Raw genomic sequence first — 22841 nt, forward strand, 5'->3', positions numbered from 1 at the left:
GCTCGCCGGGGCCGACGGCGCCTGGGACCCGTGGGAGCGGATCAACGGCGACGGCTCCCCCGAGGGGGCGGCGACCTCCCCGGAAGGAGCGGCCTCCGGCGGAGAGCCGGAGGACGGCCACGGCCACAGGCATGGCCACAGCCATAGCCACGACCGCGACCACGGCTGCCCCGCCGGTACCGGCGGCCGTGCACCGGGGGCCCCGGGGTCACGCGCAGGGCACCGGCACGGGGCCATGCCCTGGTCCGAGGCCCGCGCCACCGCCGCCCGCGCGGTGCGCGGGCCGCTGGCCCCGGAGGTCCGTCAACTCCCGGACGCACTCGGCACGGTGCTGGCCGAGCCGCTCACCGCGCTCACCGATCTGCCGTCCTTCGACTCCTCCGCCATGGACGGCTGGGCCGTGTCCGGCCCGGGCCCCTGGCGGATCGCCACCGGCGGACACGGTGTCCTCGCCGGGGACGACGGGCTCGTACCGCTGGAGGACGGCGACGCGGTCCGGATCGCGACGGGGGCGCGGGTGCCGCCGGGCACCACCGGTGTCCTCCGCAGCGAGTACGGCGAGATCCGCCGGCGCCCGGCCCGGGGCCCCGAGGCCGGCGGGCACAACGGCGGGAACACCGGCGCGGGCAGCGGCGGCGACCGCGACGCGACGAACCCCCCGACCGGCGGCCCCCACGGCTCGGAGCACAGCACCACCGGAGCCCCGCCCCCGGCGACGCCCGGCTCCACACCACCGGCGGCCATACCGTCGTGCCCGGCCAGGACATCCGCCCGCGCGGCCAGGAGTGCCGCAGCGGCGACCGGCTGCTGGCGGCCGGGACGGCGGTCACCCCCGCGGTCCTCGGCCTCGCCGCCGCCGCGGGCTACGACGAGCTGCGGACGGTCCGCCGCCCGCGCGTGGAGGTGCTGGTCCTCGGCGACGAGCTGCTGCACTCCGGGCTCCCCCGCGACGGGCGCATCCGCGACGCGCTCGGCCCGATGCTCGGCCCCTGGCTGGAGACGCTCGGCGCGGAGGTCACCGGGACGTACCGGCTCGGCGACGACGCCGAGGTACTGCACACCGCCGTCACCGCGTCGGCCGCCGACGTGATCGTCACCACCGGCGGTACGGCCGCCGGCCCGGTCGACCATGTGCACCCGGTGCTCCGCCGGGCCGGGGCCGAGGTGCTGGTGGACGGCGTCGCCGTGCGGCCCGGCCATCCCATGCTGCTGGCCCGGCTCGCGCCCGGCCGGCACCTCGTCGGCCTGCCCGGCAACCCCCTCGCCGCCGTCTCGGGGCTGCTGACGCTCGTCGAGCCGCTGCTCCGCGCGCTTTCCGGCCGCGCCCCGCGCACCGCCGTGTACGTCCCGCTGGCGGAGGGCGCGCCGGGCCACCCCCGGGACACCCGCCTGGTGCCCGTGGTGCGCCGCACCGGCACCCCGGCGGCGTCCCCGTCCGGCCGCTCCGGGCACCCCGGCGGACGCGCCCCGGGCAGCCGGGGGACCGGCGCCCGGAGCAGCGGAAACACCGGCGCGGAGACCGGCCACCGGGCGGTGCCGCTGCGCTTCAACGGACCGGCTATGCTCCGCGGGATCGCCGCCGCCGACGGGCTCGCCGTCGTCCCGCCGGGCGGTGCCGAGGACGGATCCATGGCGGAGATTCTCGAACTCCCCTGGTTCGAGGGGGAGACCGAGTGAAGCTGCCGAGTTACGACGTCGCCGCGCGGGATGCCCCGGACGCCACCGGCTTCCGCATCCAGCTGCCGCGCCGCATCGCCGCGCATCCCCTGCGCCAGGTGGCGCGGCGGCTGCTGCTGGCGCTGCTGGTCCTGCTGACCACCATTCTGATCGTCTACTTCGACCGCGACGGCTACACCGACAACACCGACGAGAGCGTCGACTTCCTCGACGCCGCCTACTACGCCACCGTCACCCTCTCCACCACCGGCTACGGCGACATCATCCCGGCCAGCGACAGCGCCCGGCTCGTCAACATCCTGGCGGTGACGCCGCTGCGGGTGATGTTCCTGATCATTCTCGTCGGCACGACCCTGGAGGTCCTCACGGAGCGCACCCGTGAGGAGTGGCGGCTGGCCCGTTGGAGGACCCACTTGCGCGACCACACCGTCATCATCGGCTACGGCACCAAGGGCCGTTCGGCCGTGCAGACCCTGCACGCCAAGGGTCTGCCGAAGGACCAGGTCGTCATCGTCGACCCGAGCAGCAAGGTGATCGACTCGGCGAACGCCGAGGGCTTCGTGGGCGTGATCGGGGATGCCACCCGCAGCGACGTCCTGCTGCGCGCCGAGGCGCAGAAGGCCCGCCAGATCATCATCGCCACCCAGCGCGACGACACCGCCGTCCTCGTCACCCTGACGGCCCGTCAGATGAACCGGGCGGCGAAGATCGTCGCGGCCGTCCGGGAGGAGGAGAACGCTCTGCTGCTCCGCCAGTCCGGCGCCGACGCCGTGATCACCAGCGCCAGCGCGGCCGGCCGGCTGCTCGGCCTCTCCTCCCTCAGCCCGAGCGCGGGCACGGTCATGGAGGACCTCATCCAGCAGGGCAGCGGACTGGACCTCGTCGAACGCCCGGTGGTCAAGTCCGAAGTGGGCCGTTCCGTGCGGGAGACGGACGACCTGGTGGTCTCCGTGCTCCGCGGGCACCGGCTGCTGGCCTACGACGACCCGACCGCGAGCCCGCTGCGCTCCACCGACCGCCTCATCACCATCGTCCGGGCCCGCCCCCGGCCGCACCCGGCGGAACCGGAGGAGCGCCGGCCGCGGGAGTAGCCTCGCGGGCATGTCCATTCACGCGATCACCATCCCCGAACCCGGCGGACCCGAGGCCCTGGTGTGGGCCGAGGTCCCGGATCCCGTACCCGCTGAGGGGGAAGTGCTGGTCGAGGTGGCGGCCAGTGCCGTCAACCGCGCCGACCTCCTTCAGCGCCAGGGCTACTACGACCCGCCGCGGGGCGCCTCGCCGTACCCCGGTCTGGAGTGCTCCGGGCGGATCGCGGCGCTGGGGCCGGGGGTCGCGGGCTGGTCCGTCGGTGACGAGGTGTGCGCGCTGCTCTCGGGCGGCGGTTACGCGGAGAAGGTGGCCGTGCCGGCCGGGCAGCTGCTGCCGCTGCCCGAGGGGGTCGACGCGGTGACGGCCGCGGGCCTGCCGGAGGTCGCCTGCACGGTCTGGTCCAACGTCTTCATGATCGCCCATCTCCGGCCCGGCGACACCCTTCTGGTGCACGGCGGGGCGAGCGGCATCGGGACCATGGCGATCCAGCTGGCCAAGGCGGCCGGTGCCCGGGTCGCGGTCACCGCGGGCAGCGCGGAGAAGCTGGAGCGCTGCCGGGAGCTGGGCGCGGACATCCTGATCAACTACCACGAGCAGGACTTCGTCCAGGAGCTGCGCAGGGCCACCGAGGGCGCCGGGGCCGACGTCATCCTGGACATCATCGGCGCCAAGTACCTGGACCGGAACGTGAAGGCGCTGGCGGTCAACGGCCGGCTCGCCATCATCGGCCTGCAGGGCGGCGTCAAGGGCGAACTCAACCTCAACGCCCTGCTGTCGAAGCGGGGCGCGGTCACCGCCACCTCGCTGCGCGCCCGCCCGGAGGCGGAGAAGGCGTCGATCGTCGCGGCGGTGCGCGAGCACGTGTGGCCGCTGGTCGCGGCGGGCCGGGTGCGGCCGGTCGTGGACCGCACGGTGCCGATGCGGGACGCCGCCGGGGCGCACCGGGCGATGGAGGCCGGCGGCCACGTCGGGAAGATCCTGCTGGTGCCGTAGCGGGGCCTCCCCGCCGGGGCGGCGGGAAGACGCCGGTGCGGTGCCGGTGCCGGGGCGGCCGCGGTGCCGGGAAGGCCCGGGACGGCCGGGATGCCGGGAGGGTCCCCCCGTGTGACGCTGGACACCGTCCTACCGTTTCGGCCCGGGAAGGTGTCCGACCGTGACTCCGGTGTTCCGTGCACGGCTCGCGTCGGGACTGCTGGCAGCCGCGGTGCTCGTCCCCGCGCCCCTCGTCCTCCTGCACGACCGCCTCTCCGGCGACGCGGAGCCGCGGGCCGCGTCCTCCCCCACCGCCCGGCGCGACGGCGAGACCGCCGCGGGACGGCGGGCGGCCGAGGGCGCACCCGGCCCGGCCGGAACACGCCCCGCCCCGGCCCGGCCGTCCCGAACACCCTCCGCCCGGTGGCGCGGCCCCTGGTTCCCGCCCGCGGAGGACCACGGCGCGGCGGCCGGGGGGCGGCGCCCGGACCTCCCGTACGGGTACCGGTACGAGGACGAGGCGTATCCGTACGGCCCGCGCCCGTACGAGTGGAGCCCGGACCGGCCGGGCCCGCCGGAGAAGGGGCCGGACGGCGGCACGGAAACGGGCGGCACCGGCGGCGCCACGGACGCCGGCCCGGGCTCCGGTACGGACTCCGGTACGGGCGCTCCCGCCGCCGTGCGGACCGGCCGCCCGGCGATGCGGGTGCTGCCGCTGGGCACCGGCCTGGTGCTGGTCGGTCTGGGGCTCGGCTTCATCGGCCTCCGCCTGCGCCGCGGCTGAGCCCGCGCCCCGTCCCGCGCCCGTGGGAACCCGCTCCTGTCCGGAACCGCGCCCGTCCGGGACCCCGTCCGGGACCGGATCCCCGTCCGCGCCCGTGCGGCGCCCGCCCGGCGCCCGCGCGGTCCGCCCGGCGCCCGCGCCGCCTCTGCGCGCCCCCGTCCGATCCGGTACCCCTCCGCGCCGTCTGTGAGGATCGTCTCCCCGGGCCCCTGACCGTCCGCCCCGCGCCGTGTGCGCGAGAATGGCCGCATGGAGAAGCCGAGGAATGAACGGTCGCAGGAGAGCTCCCATGTCCTGGTCGTGGGGCCGGACGGAATGGCTCTCGGAAAGGCCGCCGGCGCCGGCGAGGAAGAGCAGGACGAGTCCCGCGAGACCCCGCTGACGGAAATGGTGGAACAGCCCGCCAAGGTCATGCGCATCGGCAGCATGATCAAGCAACTGCTGGAAGAGGTCCGGGCGGCTCCTCTCGACGAGGCGAGCCGGGTGCGGCTCAAGGAGATCCACGCGAGCTCCGTCAAGGAGCTGGAGGACGGACTGGCCCCGGAGCTGGTGGAGGAACTGGAGCGGCTGTCGCTGCCGTTCACCGACGACGTGGTGCCCACCGAGGCCGAGCTGCGCATCGCGCAGGCCCAGTTGGTCGGCTGGCTGGAGGGCCTCTTCCACGGCATCCAGACCGCGCTCTTCGCCCAGCAGATGGCAGCCCGTGCCCAGCTGGAGCAGATGCGCCGCGCGCTGCCCCCCGGCGTCCAGCTGCCGGACCAGGAGGGTGAGGAGGAGGGCGGCCGTCCCGGCGGCGGCGCCCGCTCCGGCCCGTATCTCTGATCGGCCGGAACGCCCCGCGGACGGTTCGAGGACGGTTCGCGGGGCCTCTCGCGGGATTACCGTGCCCCGGGCTGCGCAGGCAACGGCCGGGGACCGGCACGTACGGCGTGTGACGCGCGCCGTACGTGCCGGTCCCCGGCCCAGTCCTCTCCCGGCTCCGTTCCGCGACTCCCCGCCCGGACTCCCCGCCCGGAACCGGTTCCGCCTACTCGGGCTTGCCCGTGGCGACGGTCAGCGTGATCGTGTCCTTGTCCGGGTCGAACGGCTCGCCCTTGCGGGGGATCTGCTCCAGGACGGCGTTCTTCCCCCAGATGGAGGAGTCCTCGTACTCCAGGTCGTTGTACTTCCAGCCCGCCTGGTTCATGCAGTCCTTCACCGACGCGATGTGGCGGAAGCGCAGATCCGGCATGGACACGGCGTCCTTGTCGTCGTAGTGCTCGTACGCGTCCGTGCACTTCTCCGGGTCGATCGTCCGGCTCTTGTCCTCCGCGATCTCCTTGGCCGGCGCGGCGCCGCCGCCCTCGCCGTCACCCGTCTCGCCGCCCGTGGGGGACGGGTCCGCGGACTCGCCGGTTCCGGGGCCGGCCTGCTTCCCGTCGTCGTCGCCGTTGTTGAGGACGAGAGCCGTGATCAGACCGCCGATGGCCAGCAGGACCACCACGACGGCGCCCACGACCACCGGCATGCTGCTGCTCCTGCCGCCGCCCGTGCCGCTCCCGCCGGCCGGCGGCGAGAGGTTGTACGGCGCGGCCGGGCCGGAGGGGCCGTAGGGGGAGGGCGTCGGATAGCCCTGCTGCCCCATCGGATAGCTCGGCGGCGGCGGAGTGGACGGGCCGAAGCCGCCCGGGCCCGCGAGACCCGGCACGGGCGGCGGCTGGTACGGCGTCTGCACGCCCTGCACGCCCTGCACGCCCTGCACGCCCTGCGCGGACAGGGCGGGGTTCTGCTGGTCCAGCGGCGGGAAGACCGCCGAACCCACCCCGCGCCGCTGGCCCGGGCCCCCGCCCCGTCGACGATCGCCGGGGCGGCGCCGGTCCGCGCCGCGGACGCCACCCGCTCGCACTCCTGGCGCATCGCCTCCGCCGTCGGGAAGCGCTCGTTCGGGTTCTTCTTCAGCGCCCGGGCGATGAGCGCGTCCACCGCCGGCGGCAGGGAGCGGTTGACGGACGACGGGACGGGCGGCTCCTCCTGCACGTGCGCGTAGGCGATGGCCAGCGGGGAGTCCGCGTCGAACGGCAGCTGCCCGGTGAGCAGTTCGAAGAGGAGGATGCCGACGGAGTAGAGGTCGGAGCGGGCGTCGACGCCGCGCCCCAGCGCCTGCTCCGGCGAGAGGTACTGGGGGGTGCCGACGACCATGCCGGTCTGCGTCATCGACGTCACGCCGGACTGCATGGCCCGCGCGATGCCGAAGTCCATGACCTTGACCACGTCGCGCTTGTTCATCATGACGTTGCCCGGCTTGATGTCCCGGTGGACCAGGCCCATCTCATGGCTGACCTCGAGGGCCGCCAGCACATCGCCCGCGATCCTCAGGGCCTTCTCGGCGGGCATCGCGCCGTACCGGGCGATGTCCTCGTCGAGCACGGAGCGCAGCGGGCGGCCCTCCACGTACTCCATGACGATGTACGGCATCTTGCCGCCGCCCTCGGCGTCGGAGAGGGCGTCCTCGCCGGTGTCGAAGACGGAGACGATGTTGGTGTGGGAGAGTTTGGCGACCGACTGCGCCTCGCGCCGGAAGCGCTCGCGGAACGCCTCCTCGCGGCCCAGCTCGGTGTGGAGGACCTTGATGGCCACCTGCCGGTCCAGCACGGTGTCGTACGCCAGGTGCACGGAGGCCATCCCGCCCGCGCCGAGCAGATCACGCAGCTGGTACCGCCCGCCCGCGACCGAGCGCCCCCGGTAGCGGCCCTGCCCGCCGTCCTCGCTCATGTGACTGATTCCCCCCGTGCGGACGGCCGGGCCGATCGTCCTGGCCGGCTGCTCGAACAACCTTGATTACCGGCCAAGTCTGCCGCAGGGGTCGGCCACGTCAAGCCGGGTGCCCGTTCCGTGACCGGATGGGCGAGAAGAGTTCGGGAAGCGTGACAGCATCACCATGGACGGGGGGAGGATTTGCCTCCGTGCGCCCCCGGCGGTTTGGATGGTCTGTCCACCGGGGAACAGCGCGCCGCGCGGAGGCTGTAGCGTGCCTACCGGAAGACCCCTGGGTCCCCGAGCCGGCGGCGGGGGATTCGGTGAGGGGATCCCGGACCGCGTACAGCGGACAGACTGACTACGGCGAGGACTGATGGCACAGACGCGCTCCGGGGGCCCGTCCGAATCCGAACCGGCGAACGGCGGCAACGGTAACGGCAACGGCGGCTCCGGTGACTCCCCCGAGCTGTGGGGCGACGGCGGACTGGTGGGGGACGGGCGCTACCGCCTGACCCACCGGCTCGGCCGCGGCGGCATGGCGGAGGTCTTCGCCGCCGAGGACGTACGGCTCGGCCGCACGGTCGCGGTGAAGCTTCTGCGCTCCGATCTCGCCGAGGACCCGGTCTCCAAGGCCCGCTTCACGCGCGAGGCCCAGTCGGTGGCGGGGCTGAACCACCACGCGGTGGTCGCGGTCTACGACTCCGGCGAGGACGTGATCGGCGGCAGCACCGTCCCCTACATCGTCATGGAGCTCGTCGAGGGCCGGACGATCCGGGATCTGCTGATCGAGTCCGAGCCACCGCCGCCGGACCAGGCGCTGATCATCGTCTCGGGGGTGCTGGAGGCGCTGGCGTACAGCCACCACCACGGCATCGTGCACCGCGACATCAAGCCCGCGAATGTGATCATCACCAATACGGGCGCGGTCAAGGTCATGGACTTCGGCATCGCCCGCGCGCTGCACGGCGCGCAGTCCACGATGACCCAGACCGGCATGGTCATGGGCACCCCGCAGTACCTCTCGCCGGAACAGGCCCTCGGCAAGACCGTGGACACCCGCTCCGACCTGTACGCCACCGGCTGCCTGCTCTACGAGCTGCTCGCGCACCGCCCGCCGTTCACCGGCGAGAGCCCGCTGTCGGTGGTCTACCAGCACGTCCAGGACATCCCGGTGCCGCCCTCCCGGGTGTCGGACGCGGTGCCGCCGGAGCTGGACGGGCTGGTGATGCGGTCGCTGGCCAAGGACCCGGACGACCGGTTCCAGAGCGCCGAGGAGATGCGCGGGCTGGCGCAGTACGCCCTGCAGATGCTGACCGAGCACGGCGGCCACACCGGCGCCTGGGACACCGGCACGGTCGCCATGGCGGGCGCGGCCCCCGTGGCCGGTACGACCGCCATGATGCCGGCGGGCGGCGGCGACACCTCGCAGATCCCGGCCCCGCTGCTGGGCCCGCCGCGGGGCGACGACGGCGGCTTCGACGGCACCCGGCACGACGGCGGCCGGGGCGGCTCCCGCCGGAGCCGCGGCCCGCTGCTGCTGGTGGCGGCGCTGGCGCTGATCGCGGTCACCGTCGGGATCATCTTCGCGCTCGACAGGGGCAACGACGGCCGGGAGCCGGACCAGAAGCCGTCGCCGACGGTCTCCCAGACCCAGGACAAGGAGACCTCTCAGTCGCCGGAGGACGAGACCACCCAGGACACGGAGACGAACCCCGGGACCGGCGGGCAGAACGAGGACTACACGCCCGAACAGCCGAGCGGCGAGTACACCCCGTCCCAGGAGCCGACCGGTGGCGAGACCCCCTCCACCACTCCGAGTCAGCCCTCGCCGTCGACCCCGTCCCAGACCACCCCGAGCGGTCCGGGCAGCGACCCGGGCGACACCGGTGACCCCGGCGGTGATCCGGGCGGTGATCCGGGCGGTGCCGGCGGTGACCCGGGCGGCGGCGGTGGCGACGTGGGAGCGGTCGACGGCGGGGGCGCCGGAGACTGACCGGCCCGGGCCCCCTCCCCTGCCCCACCGCAGTACATGGCTACGGCCCCGTCCGCACCGGACCATCTGCCCGGTGCGGACGGGGGCCTTCGTCGCGGGCCGACGCGCCCGGCCCCCGGCCGCCCGCTGCCGTACCCCCCGGCCCTCAGGCCGTGAACGCGTCCCGCACCGCGTCGTAGTGCTCGGTCCACCACACGGCCAGGGCCGCCGCCGCGGGGAACTGGGCGTCGGCGCGCGGGTCACGCAGTTCGTAGCGCCAGCGCAGCATCCAGAAGTCGTTCAGCCGTTCCCACCACACGCGGTGGACGGCCGCGGCCAGTTCGGCCGGGTCCGCCCCGGAGGCCCGGCGGTAGCCGCGCGCGTAGGAGCGGACCTCGGGCAGGGCGAGGGGACCGCGGGGGCGGACGAAGAAGATGGCCGCGGCCCGGACGGCCTCCTCGGCGCGCGGCTGGACGCTCAGCCGGTCCCAGTCGACGATCGCGGCCGGTTCGGTGCCCCGGTAGAGGAGGTTCAGCGGGTGGAAGTCGCCGTGCACCCAGCCCGCGGCGGGTTCGGCGCCGGGGCGCGGGCGGCGGTGGGCGTGGCGGCGGAGCAGGGCGCGCCGTTCGGTGAGCCGGTGCTCGGCGAGTTCGTCGAAGGCGTCGCGCTGCGGCCGGCGGCGGGCGCGTGCCAGGAGTTCGTCGATCAGGGCGTAGGTGTCGGCGGGTTCGGCGCTGGCCAGGGCGGGCGGGCTGGTGGGCGAGGCGGGGCGGCGGGGGCCGGGTAAGCGGAGGCGGTCGCCCGGCCCGGTGCCGCCCGGCCCCGGGGCGGACGCCGGCGCGGGCGGCATGATCCGCTCCAGCGCGGTGTGCACCCGGCCGAGGAGTTCGCCGAGCCGGCCGCAGTCGGCGCGGGTGAGCTGGGATCCGTAGCGGTGCCGGCCGTCGATCCAGGGGTGCAGGGCGAAGCAGCGGCCGCCGGTGACGGTGACGGTGGAGCCGGCGGTGTCGGCCAGCGGAGGGACGACGGGCAGCCCGAGGGCGGCGAGCCGGGCGGTCGCGCGGTGCTGGCCGGCGATGGCGGGGCTGTCGCCGTCGAGATGGTGTTTGAGGAAGAAGCGGCCGCGGGTGGTGGTCAGGGCGTAGCCGCGGTTGAGCAGGCCGTGCGTCACCCGTTCGCAGGAGAGCGGCTCGCCGAGGGCGTAGCGGCGCACCAGGACGGTCAGCGCGTCCGTGCCGGGGGTGTCCGCGCCGGGCCCGCCGGGGTTGCCGGTGTTGTCCGGCCCGTCGGTCCGGGAGGGGCCGGAGCCGCCGGGATCGGGGTCCGGCCGGACCGGTGCGAGGGCTGTGACCGGGGTGACCGGGCCGGGGACGGGGTCCGGTGGAGCGGGGGCAACGGATGAGCGCGGCACTCGTCAAATGTTAGATCACGCTGAGTACTCGATCCGGAACCGGGGCCTCAACAAGACGGGCTCCCGCTCCGGCTTATCCCCGCGAACTCTTCCCGTGCTCTTGCCCCCCGGGTTAACGTGCCGTTGTCCCGGCTCCGCAGGGCTGTGACCAGTGGTCTTCCCCGGCTTTCCCGATTTACTTGGAAATCCAAGCAAAATCCCAGGTCAGAGGGGGTTTCGCAGGAATGCGGACCACTGGGTAACGTGCGTCCTGCGGCCAGAGCCGGGCGCCTGTCACGCCCGGTTCGGCGGCCGCACCCACCCCGTGCGCCGTTTCGAATCGGGTGAGCCCCCCCTGCCGTCGGCAAGGGGACCTACTGGGCCACCGGCGACCCCGGGGGCCGGACAGACGGAGGAGCACACCGTGACCGTGGAGAGCACCGCGGGGCGCAAGCCACGCCGCACCACAGCGAAACGCGCCGGCGCCAAGAAGCCACCGGCACCGGCCGGCGCAGCCGGGCAGCCGGAGCTCGTGCAGCTGCTGACCCCCGAGGGCAAGCGCGTCGAGCACCCCGAGTACTCCATCGACCTCAGCCCCGAGGAGCTGCGCGGGCTGTACCGGGACATGGTGCTGACCCGGCGCTTCGACGCCGAGGCCACCGCGCTCCAGCGCCAGGGCGAGCTGGGCCTGTGGGCCTCGCTGCTGGGCCAGGAGGCCGCGCAGATCGGCTCCGGCCGGGCGCTGCGGGACGACGACTACGTCTTCCCCACCTACCGCGAACACGGTGTGGCCTGGTGCCGGGGCGTGGACCCGACCAATCTGCTGGGCATGTTCCGCGGTGTGAACAACGGCGGCTGGGATCCGACGAGCAACAACTTCCACCTCTACACGATCGTCATCGGCTCGCAGGCGCTGCACGCCACCGGCTACGCCATGGGCGTGGCCAAGGACGGCGCCGACTCCGCCGTGATCGCCTACTTCGGCGACGGCGCGAGCAGCCAGGGCGACGTGGCCGAGGCGTTCACCTTCTCCGCGGTCTACAACGCCCCGGTGGTCTTCTTCTGCCAGAACAACCAGTGGGCCATCTCCGAGCCCACCGAGAAGCAGACCCGCGTCCCGCTCTACCAGCGCGCCCAGGGCTACGGCTTCCCCGGCGTCCGGGTCGACGGCAACGACGTCCTGGCCTGCCTCGCCGTCACCCGCTCCGCGCTGGAGCGCGCCCGCCGCGGCGAGGGCCCGACCCTCGTCGAGGCGTTCACCTACCGGATGGGCGCCCACACCACCTCCGACGACCCCACCAAGTACCGGCGGGACGAGGAGCGGGAGGCCTGGGAGGCCAAGGACCCGATCCTGCGGCTGCGCGCCTACCTGGAGGCCGAGGGAATCGCCGACGCGGCGTTCCTCGCCGGGCTGGACCAGGAGAGCGAGGAGCTGGGCCGCCATGTGCGCGACGCGATCCGGCTGATGCCGGACCCCGACACCATGGCGATCTTCGAGAACATCTACGCGGACGGCCACGCCCTGGTCGACGAGGAGCGCGCGCAGTTCGCCGCCTACCAGGCGTCCTTCGCCGAGGAGGGCAACTGACATGGCTGCCGAGAAGACCGTGAAGCTCCCGATCGCCAAGGCGATCAACGAGTCCCTCCGCAAGGCCATGGAGGACGACCCCAAGGTCCTGATCATGGGTGAGGACGTCGGCAAGCTCGGCGGCGTCTTCCGGGTCACCGACGGCCTGCAGAAGGACTTCGGCGAGGACCGGGTCATCGACACCCCGCTCGCCGAGTCCGGCATCGTCGGCACCGCCATCGGCATGGCGCTGCGGGGCTACCGCCCGGTGGTGGAGATCCAGTTCGACGGTTTCGTCTTCCCCGCGTACGACCAGATCGTCACCCAGCTCGCCAAGATGCACGCGCGGGCCCTCGGCAAGATCAAGCTGCCCGTGGTCATCCGCATCCCCTACGGCGGCGGTATCGGCGCGGTCGAGCACCACAGCGAGTCGCCCGAGGCGCTGTTCGCGCACGTCGCGGGGCTCAAGTGCGTCTCCCCGTCCAACTCCGCGGACGCCTACTGGATGATGCAGCAGGCCATCCGGAGCGACGACCCGGTCATCTTCTTCGAGCCCAAGCGGCGCTACTGGGACAAGGGCGAGGTCGACACCGCCGCCGCCCCCGGCCCGCTGCACGAGGCCGTCACCGCCCGCGAGGGCACCGACCTCACCCTCGTCGCCTACGGCCCGATGGTGAAGGTCTGCCTGGAGGCGGCGGCCGCGGCGGCCGAGGAGGGCAAGTCGCTGGAGGTCCTGGACCTCCGCTCGATGTCCCCGATCGACTTCGACGCGATCCAGCGCTCGGTCGAGAAGACCCGGCGGCTGGTCGTCGTGCACGAGGCTCCGGTATTCCTGGGTACGGGATCGGAGATCGCCGCCCGGATCACCGAGCGGTGCTTCTACCACCTGGAGGCCCCGGTGCTGCGCGTGGGCGGATACCACGCGCCGTACCCGCCGGCCAGGCTGGAGGAGGAGTACCTGCCCGGCCTGGACCGGGTGCTCGACTCCGTCGACCGCGCTCTGGCGTACTGAAGGGACGGGGACAGTGACGATGACAGCGACTTCCCAGCGCTTCCGCGAGTTCCGGATGCCCGACGTGGGCGAGGGGCTCACCGAGGCCGAGATCCTCAAGTGGTACGTGGGGCCCGGCGACACCGTGTCCGACGGGCAGACCGTCTGCGAGGTGGAGACCGCCAAGGCGGCCGTGGAACTGCCCATCCCCTTCGACGGCGTGGTGCGCGAACTGCACTACGAGGAGGGGGCGACGGTCGACGTCGGCTCCGTCTTCATCACCGTCGACACCCAGCCGGACGGTGACGGCGGCGCCGCGCCGGCCGCGGAAGCGGTGCCCGCCCCCGCCCCCGCCGCGGAGGCGGCGGCCCCCGAAGGGGCGGAGCAGCCGCAGGAGCGGCAGCCGGTGCTGGTGGGCTACGGCGTCTCGGCCGCGTCCACCAAGCGCCGCGCGCGCAAGCCGCAGCCCGGCGCCGGGCAGGCGGGCGGCGGACCGGCCGTGCCCGCCGCGGAGCCCCAGGCGTCCGCTCCGGCACAGACCACCCCGGCCGCTCCGGCGCAGGCCGTCCCGGCCGGTGTCCCGGAGGCTCCCCGGCCGCTCGCCAAGCCACCCGTCCGCAAGCTCGCCAAGGACCTCGGCGTCGATCTGGCATCGATCACCCCGACCGGTCCGGATGGCATCGTGACCCGCGAGGACGTGCACGCCGCGGCCGCCGTGGCGAGCGCCCCCGCGGCGGCACCGCAGGCGGCCCCGGCCGCTCCGGCCCCCGCCGCCGCGCCGGCCGCAGCGCCCGTCTCCGCCGACGGCCGCGAGACCCGGGTGCCGATCAAGGGCGTCCGGAAGGCCACCGCGCAAGCGGTGACCGGCAGCGCCTTCACCGCCCCGCACGTCACGGAGTTCATCACCGTCGACGTGACCCGGACGATGAAGCTCGTCCAGGAGCTCAAGCAGGACCCGGAGATGGCCGGGCTGCGGGTCAACCCGCTGCTGCTGGTCGCCAAGGCCCTGCTGGTCGCGATCAAGCGCAACCCGGAGGTCAACGCGGCCTGGGACGAGGCCAACCAGGAGATCGTGCACAAGGAGTACGTCAACCTCGGTATCGCCGCGGCCACCCCGCGCGGTCTGATGGTGCCGAACATCAAGGACGCGCACGCCAAGACCCTGCCGCAACTGGCCCGGGAACTCGGCGAGCTGGTGGCCACCGCCCGGGAGGGGAAGACCTCCCCGGCGGCCATGCAGGGCGGCACGGTCACCATCACCAACGTCGGCGTCTTCGGCGTCGACACCGGTACGCCGATCCTCAACCCCGGCGAGTCCGCGATCCTGGCCTTCGGCGCGGTCAAGGAGCGGCCGTGGGTGCACAAGGGCAAGGTGAAGCCGCGCCGGGTGACGACGCTCGGCCTCTCCTTCGACCACCGGCTGGTCGACGGGGAGCTGGGCTCCAAGGTCCTCGCGGACACCGCGGCGATCCTGGAACACCCCAAGCGGCTCATCACCTGGGCCTGACGGAACGGATACGGACCGCGCGGGGCCCGTACGACGCGCGGGCCCGGCCCGCCCCGCACCGCTCAACACCCGGAAGCCCGGACGCCGTTCGCGTCCGGGCTTCCCGGCGTTCCGCCGGCGTCCGGGCTTCTCCCGGGCACCCCGGCCCCGGCCCACCGCGGACTTCCGGCCGCCCACGGCCGTTCAGCCGCCCGTCCCGTCCGCATCCCGGACCGCTCGGAACCCGTTCATCTCATGTATCTAAGCTGTGTCCATGCTGTCCGCCCTCACCCCCGCCACCGCCCCCGACAAGCGGCCGCCCGCCGCCGACCGGGTCTACGCCCACGTCAAGCAGGCCGTCCTGGACCGCCGTTACGAGGGCGGCACCCTGCTCACCGAGGGCCACCTCGCCGAGGTGACCGGTGTCTCCCGGACCCCGGTGCGGGAGGCCCTGCTGCGGCTGGAGGCCGAAGGGCTGCTCAAGCTCTACCCGAAGAAGGGCGCCCTGGTGCTCCCGGTCTCCGCGCAGGAGATCCGCGACGTGGTCGAGACCCGGCTGCTGGTCGAGGAGCACGCCGCCCGCAAGGCCGTTCCCGCGAGCCCGCGCCTGGTGGAGCGGCTGGAGGAACTCCTCGACGAGCAGCGGCGCCACGCGGCCGCCGGCGACCTCCCGGCCTTCTCCGCCAGCGACCGCTGCTTCCACGCCGAGATCGTGCGCAGCGCCGGCAATCTCATCCTGGAACGCCTCTACGACCAGCTCCGCGACCGGCAGCTGCGCATGGGCGTCGCCGTGATGCACGCCCACCCCGACCGCATCGCCAAGAACATCGCCGAGCACACCGAGATCCTCCGCGCGCTGCGCGCGGGGGACGCCGACGCCGCCGCCGGAGCCGTCGGCCGGCACATCGGCCGGGTGCGGGAGCTGGCCGGAGGCGATGACCGGTGAGCTCCGCCGCGCGTCCCGGCGGGCCCGCGCCCGCCTTCCCCGGCTCCGCCGTGCCCGACCCCCGCGGCGGCGGGCGGGCGGCCTTCGTCTGGGGCATCGGGGTCCTGGTCTACTTCCTGGCCGTCTCCTACCGCACCAGCCTCGGCGTGGCCGGGCTCGACGCCGCGGACCGCTTCCAGGTGGGCGCCTCCGCCCTCTCGACCTTCACCATCCTCCAGCTCCTCGTCTACGCGGGGATGCAGATACCGGTGGGCCTGCTGGTCGACCGGCTGGGCACCAAGCGCGTCCTGATCATGGGCATCGCGCTGTTCACCACCGGCCAGTTCGGCTTCGGCCTCTCCGACTCGTACGCCATGGCCCTGGCCTCGCGGGCGCTGCTCGGCTGCGGCGACGCCATGACCTTCATCAGTGTGCTGCGGCTGGGATCCCGCTGGTTCCCCGCCCGTCGCGGCCCGCTGATCGCGCAGGTGGCGGCGCTGATCGGGATGGCCGGCAACCTGCTCTCCACACTCGTCCTGGCCAGACTGCTGAACACCTTCGGCTGGACCCCGGCCTTCGCGGGCAGCGCGGCCGGCGGCGTGGCCGTGCTCGCCCTGGTGCTCGTCTTCCTCAAGGACCACCCGGAGGGCGCCGCCCCCGCCCCGCAGGACGGTGCGCGCAAGGGGAGGGCCGCGGCGCCCCGCTTCGGCGTCGGCCGGCAGATCGCCGACTCCTGGCGCGAGCCCGGCACCCGGCTGGGCATGTGGGTGCACTTCACCACCCAGTTCCCGGGCATGGTCTACCTGCTGCTCTGGGGGATGCCGTTCCTGGTCGAGGCCCAGGGCCGCACCCGGCCGGAGGCCGGTGAACTGCTGACCCTGGTGGTGCTCTCCAACATGGCCGTCGGCCTCGTCTACGGGCAGCTCATCGCCCGGCACCACCGGGCGCGGATGCCCCTCGCGCTGGGCACGATCGGCCTGACCGCAGTCTTCTGGGGCACCGCGCTGGCCTGGCCGGGCACGGCACCCGGCTGGCTGCTCGTCGCGCTCAGCCTGGTGCTGGGGCTCTGCGGCCCCGCCTCGATGATCGGCTTCGACTTCGCCCGCCCGGCCAACCCGCCGGAGCGCATCGGCACCGCCTCCGGCATCGTCAACATGGGCGGTTTCACCGCCTCGATGACGACGCTGCTGGCCATCGGCGTGCTGCTGGACGCGACCGGGGACAACTACCGCGCCGCCTTCGCCTCCGTGTTCGTCCTCCAGGCGCTGGGCGTCGCACAGATCCTGCGGCTCCGGAGCCGGGCGGACCGGCGCGAGCGGGAACGGACCGTCGCCAGCCGGGTCGAGACGGTGCACGTGCCGGCCGTCCGGCAGGGCTGACGGGCCGTCCGGAACGGCCCGGACCGGCGGGAGCAGCCCGGCGGCCGGCCCGGGGACGGACCGCGGGTGGGGCCGCGGTCCGGACGCCACGGGGCCTGCGGCAGCCGGTCGCGTCCCCGGCCGCCGGTACGAGGGCGGCCGGGGACGCCTACGGCGTCGTCGAGAAGTTCCGCAGGATCGCCTCGGCGAGCTTCTGGTCGCCCTCCGTCTTGATCCGGTCCGCCACCGCCGCCGGCTTCACCCGGCCGCAGGCCAGCAGCGCGTACGTCTCCCAGTCCAGGGTGAGCGTCACCGCGGGGCCCAGCGACGGGCTGCCGCTGACCGAGGCCCGGCCCTCGCCGTCCACCCGCACCGTGCGCATGAACTCCACCGGCCCGTGCACATCGACCACCACCGCCGTGTTCGGCGGCGCGCCCGCGTCCTTGGCGACGACCTTCGGCAGTCCCTCCAGCATCAGGTCGCGGGCGACCAGCGCGCCCGGCGAGTCCAGATTGCCGGGCTGCCGCAGCGCGCGGCGCAGATCCTGCTCGTGCACCCAGACGTCGAACGCCCGCAGCCGCAGGCAGTGCTCCAGAGTGATCTCCGCACCGCCCAGTGGACCCCGGACCTTCGTACCCGGGTCGCGGCCCTCGTTCCGCAGCTGCCGCGAGCGGCGGATGATCGTGTACTCCAGCTCGGCGGTCATCTCCGGCCCCGTGTGGCAGCGCCGTACGTCGACCTGGACCTCCATGTAGCGGGTCAGCTCGTCCGTCACGTGGTACAGGTCGCGCGGCAGCGAGTGGATCGGCCGGGGATCGCCCAGCATCTCGCACTCCACGCCGATCACATGGGAGACGACGTCCCGGACGGACCAGCCGGGACAGGCGGTCGCGCGGTTCCACTCACCCTCGACGAGCGGTGTCACCAGCTCGGATATCGCCTCGATGGAGTGGGTCCAGGCGTCGATGTAGGGCTGCAGGCTTGGGTGGACGGTCACGTGACCCCTCGGCGGTTCGTACGCGGGCTGGGTGCTTGAGCCACCGGCTCACGCAGTTAAGTTACGCTGCGCGTGGGCACACCGGCAGTGCTTTCGTATGACGATCGTAGGCCCGTCACGGCGGGCCGAAGGCCGAGAGTGGTGGTACCGTGCGCGCCTCCCTGTTGCAGATTGCCGTCAATTCCGGCGAAACGGTCGCAGCGCGCCGGGAACGGGTGGCCTCGCTCGTCCGGGAACAGGCCGGTTCGGACCTGGTCGTCCTCCCCGAGCTCTGGCCGACCGGCGCCTTCGCCTACGAACTCTTCGAGGAGTACGCCGAAACCCTCGACGGCCCCACCGTCACCGCCATGGCCGCCGCCGCGGCCGAAGCGTCGGTCTGGCTGCACGCCGGGTCCGTCGTCGAACGCGCCCCCGACGGCACCCTCTACAACACCTCCGTGGTCCTCGGCCCCGACGGCGGCCTCCGCGCCTCCTACCGCAAGATCCACCGCTTCGGCTTCGACAAGGGCGAGGCCGCCCTGATGGGCGGTGGCGAGGAGATCGCCACCATCCGCCTCCCGGAGACCGTGGCCGGCCTGGCCACCTGCTACGACCTGCGCTTCCCCGAGCAGTTCCGGCAGCTCACCGACGCCGGCGCGGAACTCCTCGTCATCCCGGCCGGCTGGCCCGCCCGCCGCCGGGAGCACTGGACCCTGCTGGCCCGCGCCCGGGCCGTCGAGAACCAGGCGTACGTCCTCGCCTGCTGCTCCGCCGGAACGCACGGCGGCGTCGAACAGGCCGGGCACAGCCGGATCATCGACCCCTGGGGCGAGGTGATCGCCGAGGCGGGCGAGGACGAGCAGATCCTCACCGCCGACCTCGATCTCTCCCGCGTCGCGAAGACCCGCGCCGACTTCCCGGTCCTCCGCGACCGCGTCCTCGGCCTTCCGGACCCGCGCCCGGGCACGCGGGGGGCCTGACCGGCGTTACGCGCCGGGGCGCACCCGGGGGTTCAGCGGAGCCCTCTGGGCGACCCCGGCCAACGCCCGTGCCCGGCGTCCGGGTCTCGCCCGTTGTCAGGCACGATGGACGGATGGCAAAGCACGCACGCGTCCGCGCTCCCGAACTGACCGGTAAGGGCGGCTGGCTCAACACCGGCGGCACCTCGTACACCCTCGCCGACCTGCGGGGGCGGATCGTGATTCTCGATTTCTGGACGTTCTGCTGTGTGAACTGCCTGCATGTGCTCGACGAGTTGCGGGAGCTGGAGGAGAAGCACCGCGACACGGTCGTGATGATCGGCGTCCACTCGCCGAAGTTCGTCCACGAGGCAGACCACCGGGCGGTCGTGGACGCCGTCGAGCGCTACGAGGTGCACCACCCCGTCCTCGACGACCCCGAGCTGGCCACCTGGAAGCAGTACGCCGTGCGCGCCTGGCCGACCCTGGTCGTCATCGACCCCGAGGGCTATGTCGTCGCGCAGCACGCCGGTGAGGGCCACGCCCACGCCATCGAGCGGCTCGTGGCGGAGCTGGAGGAGGAGCACGCCGCCAAGGGCACCCTGCGGCGCGGCGAGGGCCCGTATGTCGCGCCCGAGCCGGTGCCGACCGATCTGCGGTTCCCGGGCAAGGCCGTCCGGCTGCCCGGCGGCACCTTCCTCGTCTCGGACTCCACCCGGCACGCGCTGGTGGAGCTGGCCGCCGACGGCGAGACCGTCGTCGGCCGGATCGGCAGCGGTGAGCGCGGCCTGGCCGACGGCGGTCCGGCCGAGGCCCGGTTCAGTGAGCCGCAGGGCCTGGCGCTGTTGCCCGACGGCAGGGTCGTGGTGGCCGACACCGTCAACCACGCGCTGCGGGCGGTGGACGTGGAGACGGGCCGGGTGACGACGATCGCGGGCACCGGCCGCCAGTGGTGGCAGGGCTCCGCGACCTCCGGGCCGGCCCGGGAGACGGACCTCTCCTCGCCCTGGGACGTGGCCTGGTTCGCGGACCGGCTGTGGATCGCCATGGCCGGCGTCCACCAGCTCTGGACGTGGACCCCGCCGGCGGACGGGGACGAGGACGGGGACGGCGGCACCGTCGAGGTCGTCGCCGGTACGACCAACGAGGGCCTGGTGGACGGCTCAGCGGCCGAGGCGTGGTTCGCGCAGCCGTCCGGGCTCGCCGCCGCCGGGGACCGGCTGTGGATCGCCGACTCCGAGACCAGCGCCCTCCGCTGGATCGAGCGGGCCGCCCCGGAAGAGCAGGCCGAGCCGGCCGAACCCGGCTCCGAAGGCGGGGAGTTCATCGTCCGCACGGCCGTCGGCACCGGACTCTTCGACTTCGGGCACCGCGACGGGCCCGCCGGTCAGGCCCTGCTCCAGCATCCGCTGGGCGTCACCGCGCTCCCCGACGGCTCGGTCGCCGTCAGCGACACCTACAACCACGCGCTGCGCCGCTACGACCCGGCCACCGGCGAGGTGACCACCCTCGCCACCGATCTGCGCGAGCCCTCGGACGCCGTGCTCGACGGCGACGCGATCGTGGTCGTGGAGTCCGCCCGGCACCGGCTGACCCGGCTGCGGCTGCCGGAGGAGGCGGTTCGGGTCGAGCCGGTGGCGCACCGGACGCAGCGCGCTGCCACCGAGGTGGCGCCGGGGCGGCTCCGGCTGGACGTGGTGTTCCGGCCGCCCGCCGGGCAGAAGCTGGACGAGCGCTACGGCCCCGCGACCCGGCTGGTCGTCAGCGCCACGCCACCGGAGCTGCTGGCGGAGGGCTCCGGTACGGACACCGGCCTCGGGCGGGACCTGGCGCTGGCCGAGGGGATCACCGAGGGCGTGCTGCACGTCTCCGCGATGGCGGCGTCCTGCGACGACGACCCGGCGCAGGAGTATCCGGCCTGCCATGTGCACCAGCAGGACTGGGGTGTTCCGGTGACGGTGGCCGAGGGCGGCGCGGACCGGCTTCCCCTGGTGCTGGCGGGACTCGACGCTCCCTGACGGCCGTGACACGGCCCGGGCCCGGGTGAGCCCGCCGGGACGTACGGACGCGTCCGCGGCCCCCGGTGGTGCGGGACCGCGGACGCCGTTGTCCCGCAGCTGAATGCTTCTCCGTCGTTCTCCGCGCCGTTGCGCGTCACCTGTAGTAGCGGTTGTGGTCCTCGACCTCGACCACCGGGGCGCCGGGGGCCGGCGGCTGGACCCTGCGCCGCTTCAGGATGCTCACGTAGGCCGCGAGCCCGATGAGGCCGACCGCCATCATGATGAGGCCGGCCAGATCGAGGTTCACTCCGGCAATGTCCCAGTCCACCGCGAAGGTGAGGATGGCACCCACCGCCATCAGACCGATGCATCCGCCGATACCCATGGGATCCGCCTCCTCAAGCGTTGGCTCTCTGGGCTTCGTGCGTAGCCTCCGGATACCCGGGGCGGGGGGCTCCATGCGCCGCGTGGTGGGAGGGGAACCGGCGGTGTGTCAAGTACCTCGTGCGTCAGGGCGTTCGCCCCGGGGCCGGAACGCCGCCCCGGCTCAGTCCTCCAGGAAGGCCCGGATCGCGTCCGCGAGCAGGTGCGGGTCCTCGGCGCCGCACAGTTCGCGGGCCGAGTGCATGGAGAGGATGGCGGCGCCGATGTCGACCGTCGCGATGCCGTGCCGGGCGGCGGTGATGGGGCCGATCGTGGTGCCGCAGGGCATGGAGTTGTTCGAGACGAACGCCTGCCACGGCACCCCCGCCCGCTCGCAGGCGCGGACGAAGACGGCCCGGCCGGCGCCGTCGGTGGCGTAGCGCTGGTTGACGTTGACCTTCAGGATCGGGCCGCCGTTCGGCATCGGGTGGTGGCCGGGCTCGTGCCGCTCCGCGTAGTTGGGGTGGACGGCGTGGCCGGTGTCGGAGGAGAGGCAGAACGAGCCGGCGAAGGAGCGGGCGCGGTCCTCGTGGCTGCCGCCGCGGGCGAAGAGGGAGCGTTCCATGACGCTGCCGAGGAGCGGCCCGTCGGCGCCGGTGTCGGACTGGCTGCCGTTCTCCTCGTGGTCGAAGGCGGCGAGGACGGGGATGGCGGTGAGGTGTTTCCCGCCGTCCCGGGCGACGGCGGTCAGGGCGGCCGTGCCGGCGTGCACGGACAGCAGGTTGTCCATGCGCGGCCCGGCGAGCAGTTCGCGGTCGCGGCCGAGGTAGGCGGGCGGTTCGACGCTGTGGACCATGAGGTCCCAGCCGGCGATGTCCCCCGCGGCGACCCCGGCCTCGTCCGCGACGAAGGAGACGAGGTCGCCCTCGTGGACATCGCCGATCCCCCAGATCGGGGTCATGTGGCGCTGCTTGTCGAGCTTGACGCCCTCGGCGTTGACGGCGCGGTCGAGGTGGACGGCGAGCTGCGGCACCCGCAGCAGCGGCCGGTCGGCGCAGACGAGCCGGCTGGAGCCGTCGCGCAGGGTGAGCCGGCCGCTGAGGCCGAGGTCCCGGTCGAGCCAGGTGTTGAGGAGCGTGCCGCCGTAGATCTCGACGGCGATCTGCCGCCAGCCGTGCGCGCCGGTGTCCGGTACGGGCTTCACGCGCAGATTGGGGGAGTCGGTGTGGGCGCCGATGATCCGGTACGGCGTCTCGGGACCGGCGCCGTCCGGGACGTACCAGGCGATGAGGGCCCCGCCGCGCAGAACGTACCTGCCGCCCGCCGAGCCGTCCCACGCCTCGGTCTCCTCGACCCGCCGGAACCCGGCCGTCTCCAGCCGCCCCGCGGCGTTGGCCACCGCGTGGTAAGGCGACGGGCTCGCCGCGAGGTAGGACATCAGGTCGTCGGTGTGGGCGCGGGAGAAGCGGGGAGATCGGCTCATGGTTCTCAGCATATGGAAGGGCCCGGAGGGGCCCGAACGGGCTCGCTGTGCGCAGAAGACGACCCCCGCCCGGTGGGACCTGCCGGGCGGGGGTCGGGACCTCGGCCGCT

The 22841-nt window shown here is 74.0% G+C and carries 16 protein-coding genes and 2 pseudogenes; 13 read left to right on the forward strand and 5 right to left on the reverse strand.

The window, feature by feature from the left end; genetic code table 11:
* Positions 1 to 235: 235 nt before the first annotated feature.
* From E4N63_RS16375 to E4N63_RS16395, 5 genes and pseudogenes are all read left to right on the forward strand, one after another.
* A pseudogene (locus E4N63_RS16375) lies at positions 236 to 1656 on the forward strand (molybdopterin molybdotransferase MoeA); the annotation flags it as partial.
* Between the two features lie 17 nt (positions 1657 to 1673).
* Positions 1674 to 2768 carry a TrkA family potassium uptake protein gene (locus tag E4N63_RS16380; RefSeq protein ID WP_125624374.1) on the forward strand — a complete coding sequence of 365 codons (1095 nt, stop codon included), beginning with the start codon at positions 1674 to 1676 and terminating at the stop codon, positions 2766 to 2768.
* Positions 2769 to 2784: 16 nt separating this feature from the next.
* Positions 2785 to 3762: an NAD(P)H-quinone oxidoreductase gene (locus tag E4N63_RS16385; protein WP_125624382.1), complete on the forward strand. Its 978-nt coding sequence runs from the start codon at positions 2785 to 2787 to the stop codon at positions 3760 to 3762.
* Positions 3763 to 3922: 160 nt separating this feature from the next.
* Positions 3923 to 4525 (forward strand): hypothetical protein, encoded by a 603-nt coding sequence (locus E4N63_RS16390; protein ID WP_230241034.1) that lies wholly within the window; start codon positions 3923 to 3925, stop codon positions 4523 to 4525.
* 249 nt (positions 4526 to 4774) lie between these two features.
* Positions 4775 to 5347 carry a bacterial proteasome activator family protein gene (locus E4N63_RS16395; protein ID WP_125624370.1) on the forward strand — a complete coding sequence of 191 codons (573 nt, stop codon included), beginning with the start codon at positions 4775 to 4777 and terminating at the stop codon, positions 5345 to 5347.
* A gap of 205 nt (positions 5348 to 5552) precedes the next feature.
* On the opposite strand, the pseudogene E4N63_RS16400 reads toward E4N63_RS16395, so the two are convergent.
* Positions 5553 to 7276, reverse strand: a pseudogene (locus E4N63_RS16400) (protein kinase).
* Between the two features lie 358 nt (positions 7277 to 7634).
* Between E4N63_RS16400 and E4N63_RS16405 the strand changes: the two are divergent.
* The gene (locus E4N63_RS16405) at positions 7635 to 9254 is read left to right on the forward strand and encodes a protein kinase (protein ID WP_230241035.1); all 1620 of its coding nucleotides are present in this window, start codon (positions 7635 to 7637) and stop codon (positions 9252 to 9254) included.
* Between the two features lie 145 nt (positions 9255 to 9399).
* On the opposite strand, the gene E4N63_RS16410 is transcribed toward E4N63_RS16405, so the two are convergent.
* Positions 9400 to 10449 carry a phosphotransferase gene (locus tag E4N63_RS16410; RefSeq protein ID WP_230242514.1) on the reverse strand — a complete coding sequence of 350 codons (1050 nt, stop codon included), beginning with the start codon at positions 10447 to 10449 and terminating at the stop codon, positions 9400 to 9402.
* 598 nt (positions 10450 to 11047) lie between these two features.
* Between E4N63_RS16410 and pdhA the strand changes: the two genes are divergently transcribed.
* The 5 genes from pdhA (at position 11048) to E4N63_RS16435 (ending at position 16971) form a co-directional block, all read left to right on the forward strand.
* Entirely contained in the window at positions 11048 to 12211 is a 1164-nt protein-coding gene (pdhA, locus tag E4N63_RS16415) for a pyruvate dehydrogenase (acetyl-transferring) E1 component subunit alpha (RefSeq protein WP_125626850.1), read from the forward strand.
* Between the two features lies 1 nt (position 12212).
* On the forward strand, positions 12213 to 13202 hold the full coding sequence (locus tag E4N63_RS16420) for an alpha-ketoacid dehydrogenase subunit beta (RefSeq protein ID WP_125626849.1): 990 nt from the start codon (positions 12213 to 12215) through the stop codon (positions 13200 to 13202).
* Positions 13203 to 13221: 19 nt separating this feature from the next.
* The gene (locus tag E4N63_RS16425) at positions 13222 to 14688 is read left to right on the forward strand and encodes a dihydrolipoamide acetyltransferase family protein (RefSeq protein ID WP_125626848.1); all 1467 of its coding nucleotides are present in this window, start codon (positions 13222 to 13224) and stop codon (positions 14686 to 14688) included.
* Positions 14689 to 14941: 253 nt separating this feature from the next.
* On the forward strand, positions 14942 to 15613 hold the full coding sequence (locus tag E4N63_RS16430; protein ID WP_228429438.1) for a GntR family transcriptional regulator: 672 nt from the start codon (positions 14942 to 14944) through the stop codon (positions 15611 to 15613).
* Positions 15610 to 16971 (forward strand): nitrate/nitrite transporter, encoded by a 1362-nt coding sequence (locus E4N63_RS16435; protein ID WP_374112781.1) that lies wholly within the window; start codon positions 15610 to 15612, stop codon positions 16969 to 16971. The genes E4N63_RS16430 and E4N63_RS16435 overlap by 4 nt, the downstream gene beginning before the upstream one ends.
* A gap of 148 nt (positions 16972 to 17119) precedes the next feature.
* Here the strand turns inward: E4N63_RS16435 and E4N63_RS16440 are convergent, their stop codons facing one another.
* The gene (locus E4N63_RS16440; protein ID WP_125623585.1) at positions 17120 to 17947 is read right to left on the reverse strand and encodes a maleylpyruvate isomerase family mycothiol-dependent enzyme; all 828 of its coding nucleotides are present in this window, start codon (positions 17945 to 17947) and stop codon (positions 17120 to 17122) included.
* 149 nt (positions 17948 to 18096) lie between these two features.
* Here E4N63_RS16440 and E4N63_RS16445 point away from each other — a divergent pair, with 149 nt between their 5' ends.
* On the forward strand, positions 18097 to 18906 hold the full coding sequence (locus tag E4N63_RS16445; protein ID WP_125623584.1) for a carbon-nitrogen family hydrolase: 810 nt from the start codon (positions 18097 to 18099) through the stop codon (positions 18904 to 18906).
* Between the two features lie 113 nt (positions 18907 to 19019).
* On the forward strand, positions 19020 to 20903 hold the full coding sequence (locus tag E4N63_RS16450) for an NHL domain-containing thioredoxin family protein (RefSeq protein ID WP_230241036.1): 1884 nt from the start codon (positions 19020 to 19022) through the stop codon (positions 20901 to 20903).
* 136 nt (positions 20904 to 21039) lie between these two features.
* Here E4N63_RS16450 and E4N63_RS16455 read toward each other — a convergent pair whose 3' ends face one another.
* Together E4N63_RS16455 and E4N63_RS16460 are read right to left on the reverse strand one after the other, a co-directional pair.
* Positions 21040 to 21270 carry a hypothetical protein gene (locus tag E4N63_RS16455; protein WP_125623582.1) on the reverse strand — a complete coding sequence of 77 codons (231 nt, stop codon included), beginning with the start codon at positions 21268 to 21270 and terminating at the stop codon, positions 21040 to 21042.
* 162 nt (positions 21271 to 21432) lie between these two features.
* On the reverse strand, positions 21433 to 22731 hold the full coding sequence (locus E4N63_RS16460; RefSeq protein WP_125623581.1) for a M18 family aminopeptidase: 1299 nt from the start codon (positions 22729 to 22731) through the stop codon (positions 21433 to 21435).
* Between the last annotated feature and the right edge of the window lie 110 nt (positions 22732 to 22841).

It is taken from the genome of Streptomyces sp. MNU89 (genome assembly GCF_020982505.1).
In the GTDB taxonomy this organism is placed as follows: Bacteria; Actinomycetota; Actinomycetes; order Streptomycetales; family Streptomycetaceae; genus Streptomyces; species Streptomyces xinghaiensis.